Source organism: Paenibacillus sp. E194, assembly GCF_000935845.1.
GTDB lineage: Bacteria > Bacillota > Bacilli > Paenibacillales > Paenibacillaceae > Paenibacillus_B > Paenibacillus_B alvei_B.
Map to the genome: position 1 here is coordinate 1 of NZ_JMDX01000138.1, position 16,512 is coordinate 16,512.

General features: G+C 45.0%; 20 protein-coding genes and 1 pseudogene. 1 reads left to right on the forward strand and 20 read right to left on the reverse strand.

Annotation, left to right across the window (positions count from 1 at the left end):
- The 13 genes from AZ66_RS18245 to AZ66_RS18305 all read right to left on the reverse strand — a co-directional run.
- Positions 1–432: helix-turn-helix transcriptional regulator (locus tag AZ66_RS18245; protein WP_197081733.1), on the reverse strand; the 432-nt coding region annotated here is incomplete at its 3' end.
- Positions 433–555: 123 nt separating this feature from the next.
- Positions 556–1,170, reverse strand: a complete 615-nt coding sequence (locus AZ66_RS18250) for a superoxide dismutase (protein ID WP_021257653.1) — start codon at positions 1,168–1,170, stop codon at positions 556–558.
- Positions 1,171–1,462: 292 nt separating this feature from the next.
- Positions 1,463–1,960 carry a DinB family protein gene (locus tag AZ66_RS18255; protein ID WP_044356152.1) on the reverse strand — a complete coding sequence of 166 codons (498 nt, stop codon included), beginning with the start codon at positions 1,958–1,960 and terminating at the stop codon, positions 1,463–1,465.
- Positions 1,961–2,001: 41 nt separating this feature from the next.
- Positions 2,002–2,604 carry an SDR family NAD(P)-dependent oxidoreductase gene (locus AZ66_RS18260; RefSeq protein WP_231586937.1) on the reverse strand — a complete coding sequence of 201 codons (603 nt, stop codon included), beginning with the start codon at positions 2,602–2,604 and terminating at the stop codon, positions 2,002–2,004.
- A 175-nt stretch (positions 2,605–2,779) separates the two neighbouring features.
- A complete protein-coding gene (locus AZ66_RS18265) occupies positions 2,780–3,340 on the reverse strand; it encodes a cysteine hydrolase family protein (RefSeq protein ID WP_231586938.1) in 561 nt (186 codons plus the stop codon).
- 164 nt (positions 3,341–3,504) lie between these two features.
- Complete coding sequence (locus AZ66_RS18270; RefSeq protein WP_231586939.1) at positions 3,505–4,065, reverse strand: hypothetical protein; 561 nt, start codon at positions 4,063–4,065, stop codon at positions 3,505–3,507.
- A gap of 146 nt (positions 4,066–4,211) precedes the next feature.
- Positions 4,212–4,751 (reverse strand): histidine phosphatase family protein, encoded by a 540-nt coding sequence (locus AZ66_RS18275; RefSeq protein ID WP_044356138.1) that lies wholly within the window; start codon positions 4,749–4,751, stop codon positions 4,212–4,214.
- A 3-nt stretch (positions 4,752–4,754) separates the two neighbouring features.
- The gene (locus AZ66_RS18280) at positions 4,755–5,309 is read right to left on the reverse strand and encodes a GNAT family N-acetyltransferase (RefSeq protein WP_044356139.1); all 555 of its coding nucleotides are present in this window, start codon (positions 5,307–5,309) and stop codon (positions 4,755–4,757) included.
- A gap of 427 nt (positions 5,310–5,736) precedes the next feature.
- Positions 5,737–6,291: a TetR/AcrR family transcriptional regulator gene (locus AZ66_RS18285; RefSeq protein WP_044356140.1), complete on the reverse strand. Its 555-nt coding sequence runs from the start codon at positions 6,289–6,291 to the stop codon at positions 5,737–5,739.
- The gene (locus AZ66_RS18290) at positions 6,284–6,685 is read right to left on the reverse strand and encodes a YvaD family protein (protein WP_021257661.1); all 402 of its coding nucleotides are present in this window, start codon (positions 6,683–6,685) and stop codon (positions 6,284–6,286) included. The genes AZ66_RS18285 and AZ66_RS18290 overlap by 8 nt, the downstream gene beginning before the upstream one ends.
- A 240-nt stretch (positions 6,686–6,925) precedes the next feature.
- On the reverse strand, positions 6,926–7,354 hold the full coding sequence (locus AZ66_RS18295; protein ID WP_044356141.1) for a GNAT family N-acetyltransferase: 429 nt from the start codon (positions 7,352–7,354) through the stop codon (positions 6,926–6,928).
- Positions 7,355–7,687: 333 nt separating this feature from the next.
- Positions 7,688–8,386 (reverse strand): Gfo/Idh/MocA family protein, encoded by a 699-nt coding sequence (locus tag AZ66_RS18300; protein ID WP_197081734.1) that lies wholly within the window; start codon positions 8,384–8,386, stop codon positions 7,688–7,690.
- Positions 8,307–8,798 carry a Gfo/Idh/MocA family protein gene (locus AZ66_RS18305; RefSeq protein WP_044356144.1) on the reverse strand — a complete coding sequence of 164 codons (492 nt, stop codon included), beginning with the start codon at positions 8,796–8,798 and terminating at the stop codon, positions 8,307–8,309. The genes AZ66_RS18300 and AZ66_RS18305 overlap by 80 nt, the downstream gene beginning before the upstream one ends.
- A gap of 143 nt (positions 8,799–8,941) precedes the next feature.
- Here AZ66_RS18305 and AZ66_RS18310 point away from each other — a divergent pair, with 143 nt between their 5' ends.
- Complete coding sequence (locus tag AZ66_RS18310; RefSeq protein WP_044356145.1) at positions 8,942–9,361, forward strand: hypothetical protein; 420 nt, start codon at positions 8,942–8,944, stop codon at positions 9,359–9,361.
- Positions 9,362–9,796: 435 nt separating this feature from the next.
- Here AZ66_RS18310 and AZ66_RS18315 read toward each other — a convergent pair whose 3' ends face one another.
- The 7 genes and pseudogenes from AZ66_RS18315 to AZ66_RS31960 all read right to left on the reverse strand — a co-directional run.
- Positions 9,797–10,333: a GNAT family N-acetyltransferase gene (locus AZ66_RS18315; protein ID WP_044356146.1), complete on the reverse strand. Its 537-nt coding sequence runs from the start codon at positions 10,331–10,333 to the stop codon at positions 9,797–9,799.
- 151 nt (positions 10,334–10,484) lie between these two features.
- On the reverse strand, positions 10,485–10,910 hold the full coding sequence (locus AZ66_RS18320) for a GNAT family N-acetyltransferase (protein ID WP_044356147.1): 426 nt from the start codon (positions 10,908–10,910) through the stop codon (positions 10,485–10,487).
- A gap of 171 nt (positions 10,911–11,081) precedes the next feature.
- Positions 11,082–11,649 (reverse strand): annotated as a pseudogene (locus AZ66_RS18325) (GNAT family N-acetyltransferase).
- Positions 11,650–12,061: 412 nt separating this feature from the next.
- The gene (locus AZ66_RS18330) at positions 12,062–14,959 is read right to left on the reverse strand and encodes a polysaccharide lyase family 8 super-sandwich domain-containing protein (protein WP_052648632.1); all 2,898 of its coding nucleotides are present in this window, start codon (positions 14,957–14,959) and stop codon (positions 12,062–12,064) included.
- Positions 14,960–15,348: 389 nt separating this feature from the next.
- Complete coding sequence (locus AZ66_RS18335; RefSeq protein WP_442950308.1) at positions 15,349–15,732, reverse strand: nuclear transport factor 2 family protein; 384 nt, start codon at positions 15,730–15,732, stop codon at positions 15,349–15,351.
- A 121-nt stretch (positions 15,733–15,853) separates the two neighbouring features.
- The gene (locus AZ66_RS18340) at positions 15,854–16,315 is read right to left on the reverse strand and encodes a GNAT family N-acetyltransferase (protein ID WP_044356149.1); all 462 of its coding nucleotides are present in this window, start codon (positions 16,313–16,315) and stop codon (positions 15,854–15,856) included.
- Between the two features lie 16 nt (positions 16,316–16,331).
- The coding region (locus AZ66_RS31960) for a hypothetical protein (RefSeq protein ID WP_197081735.1) at positions 16,332–16,512 on the reverse strand (181 nt) is incomplete at its 5' end.

Consider the following 16,512-nt stretch of genomic DNA (forward strand, 5'->3'; position numbering starts at 1 on the left):
GAGCGCCTCCAGATGCTCCTCCAGCGTCGTCTCTCCCGTAATTGCACCCTCATATCGTCGCTTCAGCCTAATGCTTCTCTGTTCGAAGAACAGAGCTACTCCCGCTTCCCCATACAGCGTCACTAGCTCATCGAACAGTTCAGTCGCGAGTTCATCATATTGACGTGGATACAGCTCTGCAGCAGAATCGGTCAGTTGATAATAATGCGTCGGTCTGCCAACCTGATGACGCTGCACCTTCGTTACGATCTTCCCCTCTTCTTGCAGTTCCGTAATGTATCGCCGTATGGCAACACCTGTCACATCCATCCGATCAATTAGATCCTGAACCGTAACGCTACGAAGCTTTTTCAGCCAGAACAGTACCTGTTCTCTGGATGTGCTCTCTTGGCCGGGAAGACTTACTGCCCTCCTATTTAGGCTCATACTCATGCGCATGCTCCTTCCCTTACATTTCATAACGACAACCGCCGTTTATTCCATCGCTGAGATGCAGCCCACACCTTGCAAAAGCAGCGTCCTGCTTCCGCAAAGTTTACGCACATCGTATTGTTGTTAACGTACGGCTTCATTATAGCGGCGGTTCACTTCTTCCCAATCCACTACATTCCACCAGGAGGACACGAAGTCCGGTCTCCGATTCTGGTACTGCAGATAGTAAGCATGCTCCCACACATCCACCACCAGAATAGGCGTTTTGTTCTCCATTAGTGGTGTGTCCTGATTCGGTGTACTCATCACCTCAAGCTTATCTCCGTTCACGACGAGCCAGCCCCAGCCAGATCCGAATCGGCTGATTGCCGCCTTCGTCAGGTCATCCTTCATCTGTTCGAAGCTGCCGAAGTGCTTCTCGATCCCTTTCGCGATGTCTCCATATGGATTGCCCCCGCCGGTAGGACTCATAATCGACCAATATAAGCTGTGCCCGTAATGTCCCCCGCCTTGGTTGCGAACCGCAGCACGTATTTCTTCCGGTACATCGTTCAAGTTACTGATCAATGCTTCAACCGAAGCATTTGCAAATTGCGTCTGACCTTCCAACGCCTTATTTAAATTAGCCACATAAGTGGCATGGTGCTTCCCATGGTGGATCTCCATCGTTCTTGCATCCAGATGAGGCTCCAGCTCATCGTATGCATACGGAAGTTCTGGCAATGTAAATACATTCATGCGATCATCTCCTTCTTAGTTCGTATATCCGGATACATCTATGATTATATATTTACACAAAACTTTTGTACATAGTAAATTATTTTTCCCATGGGAAACATTCAAACAGAGATCAATGCTGCGCTGTATCAATAAAAAAGACAAGCCCATCGAATGCCTCGATTGGGATTGTCTTCACTCACCTTACTTATTTTGTTGATGCTATAGCTATAGCTCTATAGCTTCGTACAGTATCTAAAGTTGGAAACGGCTGTTCTTTCTTCGTCCCATTGCTGTAGAAAGAATATCTATTTTACAGTTGATCCACGGTCATGTTTGGTTGCATAAGATTTTTTCGAATCATATTAGCCGATACTGGCTGCTTCCCAACTTCCCTTGCCCAGACCGATAGTTGTCCGACATGGTGAATGTGATGGGCTATGGTATGCCGCATCACTTCTCCCCAAGCATACACAAGTACATTGCCGTCTGGACGCTGATCATAAAAAGGACGTGTCTCCATGCTGTCATTCCATGAGCGAACAAATTCTTCTACTTCGGGCCGAAACTGTTCATCTAGTTGAATGATTTTCTCAAACGTATTGTACTTCTCGAATCCTTCTTCGAAGTCCTTCTTTCCTTGCAGTACACGAATCCAGCTCCACTCCACGACAACCACATGAAACAGCGTGGGCAATAAACCGCCGACTCCACCTATTCGCGGGTGAACCAGTTCCTCGTAGGGGATATCTTCACACCATTGATACCATTGTTCTCGAACCGTCCAGTTATAACGAAAAAAGGTCTGCAGAGCCATCCCTCCATATTCAATGTTTAAAGAGACGTGAAGCACTAGATACTGACAACTCCTCCAGTCCGTTCGTTTGTCCGAATAATTCGCAGGATGGCATTCCCCACCTCTTCTGCTGTCCGAAGCTCCCTAGTCTCATACGCTTCCTTAAAAAATACGGAAGTCGCAAATTGTTCATTTGTCTTCCCTCTTGCAACAGCTTGTAATTCGGTATCCACCATTCCTGGATCAATCGCTACTATTTCAACCGGATTGTCCAACATCCTCTGTTCTGAGCCAACACATTGCGTGAACATATTCATTCCGGCTTTTGCCGTACAGTAGACACTCATACCTGGCGCCGGATATACCGCTGAACCTGAGGATATATTTATGACTCTACGTTTCATTGCGTATGGATGTGTAATTTGAATAAAACTTGATACTAACATCATGGGTGCGATTAAACTGATTTGCACACTATCCATTATTTCTTCTGGAGTGCATGAATCGATAGTTTTGAGGGGTTCAAGCATCGCTGCATTATTAACCAGACAGATCATATCAGCATGTTCGATATCAATATGGCTAAAAATTTGGTTCAGAATTTTATCAATTTCTAAGGTACATCTCAAGTCAAATTGAACATGTTTTAAAGTGAGCAAATCGTTCTAACTTGTCGGATTTACTTCTAGAAATACCATATAGATTCCCTTCTTCAAGGATTTGCTGTGCAAGCTGCTCTCCGATTCCTCTGGATGTTCCCGTTATGATGAAATGTTCCTTCCCCATCAAGTCACCTCACCTTCTATTTACTTCACAGGCACATTTTTGAATGTGTCATTCAGAACTAGAAACTGACTCCGACCCCAAATTCGATCCGAAGGCATACTTGCTTTCTTTCACATCTGCAAACAATCGAAGTACAGCATTGTGATGTGCAATGATCTGATCGGCTGTCAGCCCACTACTCGGCCATGTACGATGGGCATCGCTCAATAGCGTAATCTTATATCCATGGCTGTACCCACAGCGGCATGTCGTATCCACGCACACATCGGTCTGCATGCCTGCAATGATTAATTCACGAATGCCTCTATCATCCAGATCCTGCTTCAACGTTGTCCCATTGAAAGAATCCGGCTTGCTTTTTTGAATCACAATATCGTGAGCTTCCGGTTTAATGGCATGATGAATTTCCCATCCTGCTTGACCAGGCTCTAGTGGTGTCCCTTCATCTTCATTATGCTGCACATAAATGACAGGCACTCCTGCTGCACGCGCTTCTGCAATCACTCGACGGAGTGTCTCTATTAGCCCCTCACCATCATGTACCGGATCAGATTCGTCGAACATCGCCATTTGAACATCAATGATAAGTAACGCTTTGTCTTTGCCCACCTTTTTTCCTCCTTGGCTACTTCTGATGGGATTCATTTATACACTCTTATCTCGGTTCCTTGTATGCTCCGGTATATCTATTCACGTCATCATCCGCATAAATTATTAACAATCGTTGATTCGATTACAATTCAGAGACAGTCATGCTGGGTCATTTCCAGCGTTTATTTCCTAGGTAATAAGAGATTACGATTCACATATTTTTTATAGTAACCCTTGAACATTTGATAAATTGGATTCATAGCATCTATGTCACTTCCGAATATCTCAACTACTTCGCATAATTGGCGTTTCTCCAATTCACTGCTGTATTCCGATTCTTCAAATTCATTCAACAAATCATAAAAATACTCACATGGTTCCTTTACGCTTCCTGTTCCATCCGAATACTCTCCTGATTGCCACAAGAAAGAAGCCCATGATAATTCATTTCTTGCATATCTGAGATATAAACATGCAATGTACTGATCGTAGAGCTTAGGATCAATTTCAATAAATGGTTCGGAATAAATGTAATGATTCACAATACTAATCGCACTTGCCTGGTACTTTGTTACTGCTAATTGAGTGATCCAATACGGCGGCTTCGTATAGACGTCAATGATTTCATCACAAAACAGATAAAAATGCTTATAACCAATTAATCTACTTTCCAACATCACACTCAGTTTATAAGCAAATGGCTTATCTAAAACGAGATCCATCAGGGAACCTTTCTCATTCAACACGTCATAGCTCCTCTATATTGCGATACTTTCATCTTTACCAAAGCAAACCTAGTATCTTATTGATCACTCATTTTCTGATTTTACATTTATCTTCATTATTGCATTTCAAGGACAACTGCCTTTTCTACAGCTTCCAATCTGCCCTAACCCTTAACATATACATACAGTTTCCCGTTTTGGGGCCTCCATTCCGCTTTCCCATTGAAATCCCTTCGGACAAGTTCTTTATGCACAACCTTCATCAATGCCCCATGACATACGACAAGGACATTCGACTGATTTTCCGCTTCAATCCAATCGATAACTTCTCTAACCCTTGTTAACGTTTGCCTCTTCGTCTCCTCTTGTGATGGGTGAGAGAATAGCCATGCCAATCGTGACAAGATCAACCATACACTGTGCGGCAGCTTGACGTTCGATTGCAACACGGAACGCATTCCAATCTCTCGAAGACGATGGGTTGTGATAATCCTGCCTTTATAAATATGCTCAGCGGTTGCCACTGCTCTTGATAAATCACTAGACACACACAGATCCCACACTGTGTTGTCATTTGGGGGATCAGCAAGGATGACCTCTGCTTGATCATATTGCTCAACCCAATGATTGAAATCCGCGGAGCTCATCCACTTCTTCTCCGGTTTGCACTGAACGGGAAAATGTCTCACAAGCCCAATCTTCATTCCCTACTCCATCTCCTCATTCAACAACACCATATGGATGTGGTCTTCCCATTTCCCATTAATTTTAAGATATTTCTTGGCTAATCCCTCGAATTGAAATCCCTGCTTCTCCACTACTCGAAGTGAAGCCTTGTTATGCGGCATGATGTTGGCTTCGATACGATGGAGCTCCATATCACGAAATGCGATTGCAATCATCAAGCTCAACGCTTCGGATATGTACCCTCTTCCTTGCAAATCCTTATCGAGCTTATAACCTAGATGGCAGGATTGAAATGCCCCTCTAATAATATTGCTAAGTGCTATAGAGCCAATAATTCGCTCCGTATCGTCTAGTTCATATATCCATAGTTTGAACAAGTGCCCTCTCTCATATTGAATGCGTTCTTCTCGCAGCACTTTTGTTTGCCACTCCATCGTATAGAAGACTGGCTCTCTCTTAATCTCCCACGCTGACAAAAATTCCTGATTTCGTACCATGTAGTCCAACACTTGTTCGGCATGGACTTCATCAATCTGCTTCATGACTAATCTCTCGGTTTGAAAAATGGTTGACATCTGACGCCTCCATTTCCATCTTGATTCGTACTTTCTCTGCTGCTTGATATGAAATATGTTGGGTTATGAGAAAAGAAAACCTTCACGAGTAGAGACAATGGCATCTGTTCCCATTCATGAAGGCTACTTAGTTATTCGAAACGAATTAATATATGTATAATTGGGAGGAAAATAGTTTTCTATATGCACCGGGCTTCGTGTTCACCTGTCCTGTCGAATCACAATACGGTCGGAGAATAGCTAACTTCATTACCATTAAGTATAACGTAAATTCATAATATTGGAAACGACTGTGCAAGACGCTCCTTTTCCCAAACGTATGAGTAAAAAGCGACCATGAGTATGAGTGAAGCAGCTAATAAAAAAAGCAACCTCTCACAGTTCGACGTATTCAACGTCCTCCTGCAAGAGCTGCCTGTTCTCCGCACTATTTCTCTATTACTCCGTACATGAGCATATCTACGGTTCTTCGCAGCGCTTCGTCTAATGACAACTGATTTCCTTCTCTTGTCCTACGATCCATCAATTGATATAGCGCGCCTATGTACATGTCAATGAATAACTCCATATCGAATAGACGAATGACTTGCACTTGGATGCCCTCTTCTATCAGTAATCGGATATTGTCCCAGCCTTCTTGGACATAGGCATCTACAAGCTTCCATTGTTCAGGATACAGCTTCTTCAACTCGTCCAGTGTACGGATGTCCGTAAACGCAAACGCGCTCGGAAGCATCATCAGGGCTTGCTCAAGCTTTTGTACAATCGATAAGGATTCATCTCGCATCATACGCGCTTCAGAATCTCTCATCTCTTGAATCGATCGCTCAATTAAGCACGTAATGAGTTGTTCCTTGGATTCAAAATGCTGATACAATGTCTTCGTGCTAATTCCAAGCCTGCTTGCTACATCGCGGATGGCAAACTTCAAGCCTCGAATTTTAATCTCTTCAATCGCAGCTCCTGCGATACGATCATGCATAACAATTGCGCTCCCTTTTCATTGCTTTCGCCAAAAAGAATAGTGGATAGATGAGAAGAAACAGGTTCGGTGTCCACCACATCATATCGAAATCTTGCCGAATAGACCAGAATGCGATAGCTTGTAACCCCGAACAGGAAGTAAGGAGCAACGATGTGAAGCATAGCGCTGACCAAGCTGGCTTCTTGTTGTGATAGTAGTAAATACTTAAAATACCGGTCACCGATATGAACAAGTCCAGAGGAATGAAAGACATATTCCATGCTACGAGCAGTTCATTGCTGTAATCTTGATAGAGATACTCTTTCGGAATCCATCCCATGAACGTAATCGTCCAATAGACAATAAATCCAATATCCGTGAACAGCATAAGACCTTTCAATGTTTTCCCCATTCTACTCTCTCCTTGAAAATGATGTAAAGAAACTGGCGCGGAAAACATTTAAAACAATTTGTTTTCCGTGATTTCCATCATAACCTTCTCTGCGTCATGCATCAAGAGGAAACGAAAAAAAGATATCCGAAGGAAGTATGAACTGCACCTAGCTCTTCTACTCATAAACCGGAAGTTGAGATGCGGATAGGAATGCGCATAAAAAAACATGCCCTCACTCCGGGGCATGTTAGTCAGTTATTATTGCAACTTACGATTGTGAATCACGCCGAACATCCCCGTCATCCCATCATGGTTATGGAAGCCGTATCGCTCGTAGAAATTTTCTTTCCCTTTCGAAGCAAATAATCCGACGAACGATTTATCTGGTGCCGCTTCTTCCAGATAGGCTTTGATCGTCTCCATAATCAGTTTACCGACTCCATTACCCTGATGCTCAGGAGCTACAGCGATATCCTGGATATAAAAATAAATCTGGCCGTCCCCTACAACTCTTCCCATCCCCACAATCTCTTCGTCATCACGCACAACGACGCCAAACAGAGAATTGCGGAGCGATTCCTCGACCACATCAAAGTTCATATACTCTTTCCATCCGACTGCACTGCATATTTTTTCATACTCAAGTACAGTAGGTATTCTTAGCTCGATTGTATAATTGCTGCTCATGTATGACTCTCCAATCATTAGATCTCCCTGCAGGTAGAAGATTTACTACACGATCATATACGTGATCGCTGCCAGCTACAAATTCTGAGGGAGTCTCTTTTTTATGAATCTCATCTGCCCGCGGTGATTAATTTCATCCTTAAACACATGGAATCAGCAGCCATATGATATAGCAACGCTCCAATGGAATTGCTGTGTGGATCCATCACGTAATCCAATTGTGCCTGACTTAATCCCTCTACCGTCTTCAACGTTGTGTAGCGCTCTTCTTCCCCCTTTTATTCGTATACAGACCGCTCCACATGATGCTAACCGCTGTTTCCGTATGTATATTTATAAATAGCCGTTATGGGTATCAAATAATGCAGGATCTAATTTGCTCCACGGAGTAAAGCTTGTAGTCAACTGATACCGCTGTCCGGATTCTGCGGAACGATAAGCGCCGAACATAATCTCGTGGACATGCAGCTGCTGCTTCGCGGATTGAATAGGCTGTTCTCCTGTGCGAAGGCAATGGGCAAAGTATTCGATTACACTTTCACCTTGATGCATTGCGAATTCGCCTCGTGGGAGATAACAATTTTCAAGTCCTCGCCAACTCACTTGCTCCGCACCTGCAATTACTTGATCGGGGGAATGAATCACAAGCGGATAACCGCTGTCATTCAATGCTATCGTCCCCTTGCGGCCGTAAATGATCGTATTATTCTGCTTAAATGCCATCCCCCATAAGGAGCGAATAACCGCATGCTGTCCTCCGGCAAATTGCAGGATCAGCGTTACATTATCATCTACGTCACTGGACACGATCTTGCCATCACCGACGATTCGATTTGGTATCAGTGTATTCACTTCTGCCATAACACTGACGGCAGGCCCTAATAGGCCGATAAGGCGGCTAAGTGGATATACCAAGCAATCCAGAACCGCTCCGCCATGCGCGATAGATTTATCATAATACCAGTTGTCTCTCCAGGGCCCCGGCAGAGACAACTGCGCCTCCGCACCGGTAATCTTCCCTATATCGTTCATTCATATAATCGGCAGCCGTCAGATAGACGGGATGCAAATCATATGGCAAGTTCATCAATATCGCTTGTTTCTCTTCCGCTAGAGCAACCATACGCCGACAATCCTCCAGCGAGGTTGCCATTGGCTTCTCATTCAGCACATGAAGCCCTCTTTCAAGTGCAGCGAATACAGGTTCCGCATGTACCGAATGAGGCGTTGTGACGACGACACCATCCAATTGCTCCTTATCCATCATTTCAAGATAATCATCATACCAGCTAGGGATTCCGTACGCTGCCGCTTTCCTCTCTGCATTTTGCAATTGTCTGGAATAAGTAGCGACAAATTGCACGCCCTCCAGCCCTACTGCTTGTTCAAAATAGCGGTTGCTCACATGCCCGCTTCCAATCATGCCCAGCTTAATCGTTCTCATGTGATATCTCCTCAAATGATTCCATATCGCCAAATCCATTACATGTATTCCTCTTATTCTTCCAAAACGCACACAAAATTGTCCAAGCATTCTCTCTTTGTTCAACATATCTTACTACTATCAAACAAAAGGAGTTGATAGGTTTGGCACGTATTCTCGATAAAGCTGCGGTTCAGCCACGCAGTAGATTCAACCCAGCAAACGCAGTTACGATCCGGAGAGCAAGAACTCGACTCGCTACAATCTCGATACGAATTCCAATGAACTCTCAACCGAATCGCGTAGACTTGGTAGCAACCGTAGGGATTAAAGGTGTGACTGGAATTGCGCAAATCCTGTTTCGCATATTCCGCGATGGTAGAGAAATTTTCAATACGCAGCAAGGAATCGAATCCGCCGGTTCTGAACAAAATTATGTAGTTACCTTCCAGGCCGAAGATAGAAATGTAAGAACGGGCACACATGTTTATACAGTCACAGCAGAAAACCGTACTGCAAATACGAGAGCCGATATCGTTGGGCCAATATCGTTTAGTGGTTTAGCTGTTAAAACAAGAAGCTAATAGATATTTTTCTAAATCTTCAATAGGATCGATATATTCCTAGGGTTGTATTTGGATCTTATTTCTAATCTAAGCATACCGCATCATGATCAACACTAGCAAATGCATGATTCCAGCACTCAATCCTACTCAATCAATCTAATAAGAACTCACAGGCTAGCATAGTGAACAGGGTAAATTGAATAGTGACCATGCCCTTGTACTCTTATCATAAAAAAAGCGGCAATCTGCTCTCATGAAACAGAGAGACAGATTGCCGTTTCAGATTGCTCTAATGTAAGCATGTCGAAAATCCACCCATTAGGAGATGCACCATACCTTGATGCGAATGGTCGAACAAACGGAACGAAGGAGTCCGATACGCTCTCAGCTCAATTCGTAATGCTGCTCAACGTGCATCCATATCTGTAACCTTAGCTCGGGAGGGATTCGTATTTATGATGATAGATGATACTCCAGTTGCATATCTCTCGGGTCGCTTTCATACAGCTTTTCATTTACTTCCGCTGCTTCCTTACATCCCAATGCAAAGTAGAATGCGATTGTATCCTCAGCAGAGCCGGCGCAAATATAAATTTTATCTGCACCCCATTCTCTCGCTGTATCCGCACAAGTCCGAAATAATGCTTTGCCGATCCCCTTATTACGATACTCTAAAGAAATAAATAAAGAGTCTAGCAGTACATACTTGTATGCTTGCCCAAACATCTCTCGATTGATCGTTCCGAATCCGACCAATTTTCCCGTATCCTCAAATACGCCAACCGCACAGCCATCCTGATTGATGGTTTGTTTCAATTTCGAGAGGTAATGCTCATAGCCATCAGGCCAATCATTCTCTTGATAATTGATTTCGATTAATTGACGTACACCATCTATTTCCCGCCATGCCCTTTTGATGTACTGAGACGGATTAATTTCTTGGATTCGTTCACACTCATCCATCGTTAAACTGCGATATATGTAAGACATGTTCCATTCTCCAATCTATTGTCGATTTATTATTACACCGTAGTTAGTAGTGCCGCATGTTCGCAATCGATGAACGAATGGAATTATCAGGAATTTCGCATGCTCCATTATGATTTGTCCTTTGCATCAGGGTTCTGTCGTTAACGCCCTCTCATTTTGCTAGCAAATCCTTCTTATAGAAGTGGTGCCGATAGCCAATCGGCGCGTCCTCAATAATTGCAAGTGCTTCATAACCATACTTTTTGTAAAATTCCGGCGCCTGAAAGCTGAACGTATTCAAGGTTATGAAGGTGCAGTTCTTTTCTCTGGCGATGCGATCTGCTTCCTGCAGCAATTGCGCGCCGTGGCCTTCTCCACGATGTCCTTCATCCACCCACAAAATATCGATCTCCATCCAATTCCAACATACGATACCGTTAAGTCCGGCGATGATTTCGCCTGTATCATTTTTAACACAAAGATGAACCTCTTCAAATCTAACATTTGGGAAAATCTTTTTATTGAACTCGATCAGTTTATTTCGTACATATTCAGCTTCCTCGGTTGTACCACGTGAAACACTGTAGTTATCTGGCATATCTCACAGCCCCCATCTTTCATAGATTAGTGCCTACATTTCATGCGCTCAAATAGCATATATCTTGAGTATACACGAGTATCATCCAAAACAAAGTGCATACTTTGATTCAAAAAAGACATTGACCCTGAATCCTTCCATGTCATTTTAGAAAAATGATCGATTCTGAGCTTAGCCCTGTTGCTCCCACTCTTCGCGCAGCATGCCCATACGAATAGAATCGTAATATAACCCATTGTATAACCGGCACTTTCGAAGTCTCCCTTCGCATGTCATGCCAAGCTTTTCGGCGACTCTTATCATCCTCTCATTGCCGGACCAGGTCGTCAGACCGATTCTTACGAGCGGGAGTTCGGCAAATAAATGATCGATCCATAAACGCAATGCTTCTGTTCCGTATCCTCCATTCCAATACTGTGGATTGTAGATTACAATGCCGATCTCCAGCCAATTGGATGGCTTGTGTTCCCAGTAATAGCTCACAAAGCCGATTATCTCGCCGTTCACTTCTATTAACATTTCAGGTGTAGGCTTCGGGTCCATCTCTATAAATCTCGCCATCTCTTCTTGATATTCTTCATAACTCTTGCTCACAAGAGGATAGTACGGAGCGTCCCCACTTCTTCCATTCCGGCGCCGCTTCACCGTATATGAACGAGTATAATTGATGTATATCGTCTAGTGTAATATTTCGTAAACGAACTCTACTTCCGATTCGAACAACCTGCTTTTCATTCATGCCCTCTCACCTCAATAATAGGATGTTATTACACGCTAAGAAATTTCGTCCCCTCATTCTTCCGATTGCCGACGATATTTCTTGTTTACAACATACACTTTATCCCAGCGCTAAGGTCAAGCATAGAAAGGCAGATGAGGCGACTCTTAATTGTGCAAACGATGTCGGAGGTAGCATTCTTATTCAACTGTTATCCCTAAATAGGTGGTGGATTTGAGTGTTACCATCTGCTTTAACGTTCATATTTCCAATTCTTTGCCTATCACCTTGTTGCATTGAAAAAAGTCCCTACACACATCAGTGATGCTTGATGTACGCAAGGACTTTTGGATTTGCGCATACGATAGTTACCTTCGTTGCTGCTTACAACTTGCTCTATGAATGCTTGCGGTTTACACTACCGAACCGGTCACTATTTCGTAAAACGAACAGTATGTGTACGTCCCTTGGCTCCCGCAGTATTCACCGTCAGTTTAATCGAAGGCTCTGTCTGCACCGAAATCGTTGAATCCGCCGATGCCAGCCTCCATCCCTTGCGATTCAATTCCATCACGACTTGCGATTGGTTCTGGGTTGGATCGGATACGGCAATGACCAGCTCCGAATCCGTCTCCTTCACCAGTGCGGAGGCTGGTTGCTTGGACGCTATTCCGTCCACAACCGCAGGCAACCAATAATTGATCGCAGTTATACCCAGCTTATGCTCGCGAACTGACTGCACGCTCGTGCCATTGCTCAGCACGGTGATGTCCGGTGCTTGGCTGTAGCGAAGGGTCGCTTGTGCATCATAATTCGGCAGCAGCACATATGAATAGGATCCGAGATTCGGATTCGTACCATGATTGAAGGCAAGACTGACATAGTCTCTCGTAATTGGTGATGCGGAGCCGCCGTTATTGACGTCCTTCCACGCTCCCGTACGGGCCTCGCGCTTGCCTTGAAGCATAGCTGCTTTCGGGAAATAGTATCCAATATCCCCCTTTCCGTTCCCATTTAAATGAGCCCATGACACGTCAGAGAACTTCTCCGACCACCCTGGTTGTATGGGTAGAACGGTACCATTTACTGTTAGTGCCCCACTACCTTCACTTACTTTGCGGTTATCGACAATCGTCTCCACTTGACGCCCATCCCCGCCCGTAATGCCTGCACCAAGCGCCACGATTTCATTATCGAAGGCAAACCATGACTTCTTTCCTGTTAAAGAGCTTTTCTCCACAACCAGTTCCATCCCGGCAGCCCCATACTGACCGTCGAGGGAGGCTCCGCCTACCCATGATTTCGGACTAAGGTAATATTTCCAATCACGCAAGGGACTGGATGATCCGTCTGTGGTCGTGCCCGGCAATCGCAGCATGTCTGCAGTAGCCCAGTAACCGTCGCTGTATTGGGTAATGTCATCATTATATAAGTAGGTCATACCGTTCCCCGTATGCCATGCTTTCTTGTTCTCTCCATTGCCGTACTCATAGCTGGCTATTCGCTTGGAGGACATACTGATGCCGAAGCCAAAGCCTGGCCGCAAATGAATGACTCTATCCATGCCCGCAAAAACCTGGTGCTTGACCAAATCTTCCCGCGGTGAAATGGAGGAATCTTGCAGCAGGTTCTTCATTAAAGCGATATCGTATGTTCCTAAGCCAACATAGTAATTGTCGAAGGAATCATCCTGCTGAAGCCAGGCCTTGACGGCAGACTTCATGCGAGTAGACTCCGCAGCAGGAGCAGCCTCGGACAGCCGCAGGATGCTCTTGATCGCGCCGCGGCCGGCGGTGTGATCGGTCGACAGTTCGCGGGATATTGCACGGCCGCGCACCATATCCATCATAGCGCCCTTATATATAAGCGGCTCGAAGGAATCCTCAATCCAGCGGTATATGTTCGCCGCCTGCGGATCGATAACCTGCCATGGCGATCCATTCAGCAAATAGAGCATCTCGGACAGCCGATCCAGCAATACCGTTCCATAGCTGCCTGTATATGCAATGACATCGTGCTGCACGAATGAGCCGTCTGCATAGAAACCGTCCCCCCGAATTACATAGGGGAATACCGGATTTATCGCGTCTCTGCCTTGCATCAGCTTCGCGTCCGAAGCCCCCGTTGCTCCTCTCAGGATCACAACGAAGGCCTTGTCTACTAGGTTAGCGCCCGTTTCGATAAGGCTGGGCTGCACCGTTCTTCTTGTCGGGTCTGGGACAAACGCATCAATCGCGCGATTGTAGCTGTTGATTTGAGCGGCAGACAGATCATCGAGCAGCAACACCGTAATATCGTTCAAATATTGCGGAGAGCCGATCTCCCAATCCCACCAGTTTTTATAAGGAGCGACACGCTCATTGTAGCGATTGGCATACATCCAATCGAGACCGCTTATCAGATCAGCGCGCAGCTGCGGATCACGATACAGCACTGAGCCTTGTGTTGCGTATGCCAGCGCCATTTGCCGCAGGCGTTGAAACGCGCCCGTTACATGAGCCGATTCAGTGCGGCTGGACAGATCACTCCATAGCGAGCTGCGATCTGCCTGCTTGTTCATCGTATTCCAGAACCCTGTGCCGCTGCCATTGCTTACACTCTCTACTAAAGAAGCAATCGCCGCGTTCATATCCGAATCCGCCGAATGGTAACTGGCATTGCCGGTCAATTGCTGAATGCGCTTGTCGCGCACAGCCTTGAATTGTGCTGCATCAGCTGGAGGATCGATTGGATTGCTGCCGCTACTACTTAGGCGAATCGCATCGTACCATGCCTCCCCAGCCGCACTCTCGTAGAACAGCTCCACCTTCAACCGGGTTGCCTGCTGCGGAATGGACAGCTCCAAACGCTGCTCCGTCCAATCATGCGTTCCGAGCAGCGGCGATGAGGATGGACCAGAACTGATTTTATCATTCGAGCTGTTCAAATATTGCGTGCGAATAAAAGCCCCGCCATAAGAAACACTCGACTGCAAGTCCTTAGTCCGCAGCCACCCCGTAAGTGTGTACGTTTCGCCTGGCGTTACGTCAACGGTTTGCAGAACGTCTGCCCGCGCATACTCAGCACTGCTGATCGTAAGCGACCGCTCCCCTTCATAATAGATATCCGAATCTAAGGACAGGATCGGCTTGCCGGATGGAACCCACTCACTCCAGTAGCTGGGCAGCAATGCGCTCCAAGGTCCCTCTGGAGGCTTTCCCGCTTCAAAGCTGCCGTTAAGCAGATTGCCTGCTTCCGCTCTAGCATTTGGCTGTCCCATGACGGGAAATAGAGAGCACAGCAAGAACACCGCTAACGTGACACGAATAATGCGATGTGGCCATTGTTTCATTATGTATTTCCTCCCAATGATTTGATAATTTATTTGTAAGCGTTATCATAAATAGATAGCTCAACTATAAGCGATCCGACCAAAAGGAGTGTGTGTCTTATTTTGACTTCATTGTGCATAATTTTGCCCAATGAGAAATAGGTCAGCACACATGAAGCATTTCTGCTCATGTACACCAACCTCCGTCTCTGATTACTAAGCATATTGATTTCTTCTACTATAGGAGAGAACATGCCTTGGCACAGGATATAATTCTGACCCCAATGTGCATTTTTTTGACTTTCTCACAAAAAAGCCGCCTTCCCGAAGTCGGCTGCACGTTTGCACAGCACAACTTGAAAGAGACGACTTTTTGAAAAAAAATGCGATTAATTGCCACTAATCCCTCTTCAACTATGATCTTCAATACTTGATATTTTCCCGTTTGTGAATGCAAAAATGGATTTCCCTGTTAGCTGAATCTTATCTCCAGCCTTCAATCCGGTCGGAATATCAACAGCCAAGGTGCCTTCGTAGCCAATATCTACTTCAATGCGGCCATCACTTTCAATATATTGTAGAATAGTTTGTCGGCGACTCGAAAATAATCCCGCTGATTGCTGCGCGAGCTGTTGGAAGGGTTCAATTCCATGTGTCTCTATAGTTACTTCTCCATTGGCAACATTCCGGAATACGATGTCTGGATGCAGCAGCTCGACCATCCCTTTTATATCGAATGAATTATAAACTCTCACATATTCCTCAATGCAAGCAACTTCCTCTTTTCGATTCACCGACATCCCTCTCTTCATTAAAGACTAACTTAGTTTGAGCCCTGCTAATCTTTATGTCATACAGCCATATTATTTCGTGGAACCCCTGTTCATTCCAGGCCGCGATCTGTTCGCTTTCCCCTTACCTCCCAACTCGCAGAAAATAATGAAAATACTCTTCATCTCTCTCGAACCCATTGCGCTTATACAATCTCTGTGCCTGTTCATTATCAATGGCTGTCGACAGTCCAAGTCCTTTGGCATTCATCTGTTGTGCATACTTCACCGCTGCCTCCAACAGAAGCTGTCCAATCCCCTGCTTCCGATGTTCAGACCGTACAAACAGATCATTCAGAATATAAGTTCTCTCCATCGAAATGGAAGAGAAGGATGGATATAATTGCGTAAAACCGGCTATTTCCTTCGTATCATGATCTCGGGCTATAAAAACAACCGATTCCCGATGCTCAAACCGTTCGAATAAAAAACGACTGGCTTGCTCTACATTTGAGTCCTGACCATAGAAAACGCGATACAAATTAAATATCTCCGCAACCTCAGGCAAATCCTCGATTGTGGCTAGCTTTACTGCGTATGCGGTCATGTTCGTCCATTCCCTTCTATATCTTCTTGCCCTTCATTATGGTTGCATACTTGCTCTCTGTCTCTTCTACCATCTCTAGTAGGAATCCCGTCTGCTTATACAACTGCCTATACGTATCAACGCTAGCAGGATAGAGCTGCAATTTCCTATCATTGAACTTAAACCATTCCAAATCCTTGCTTACTGACAAAATCAAA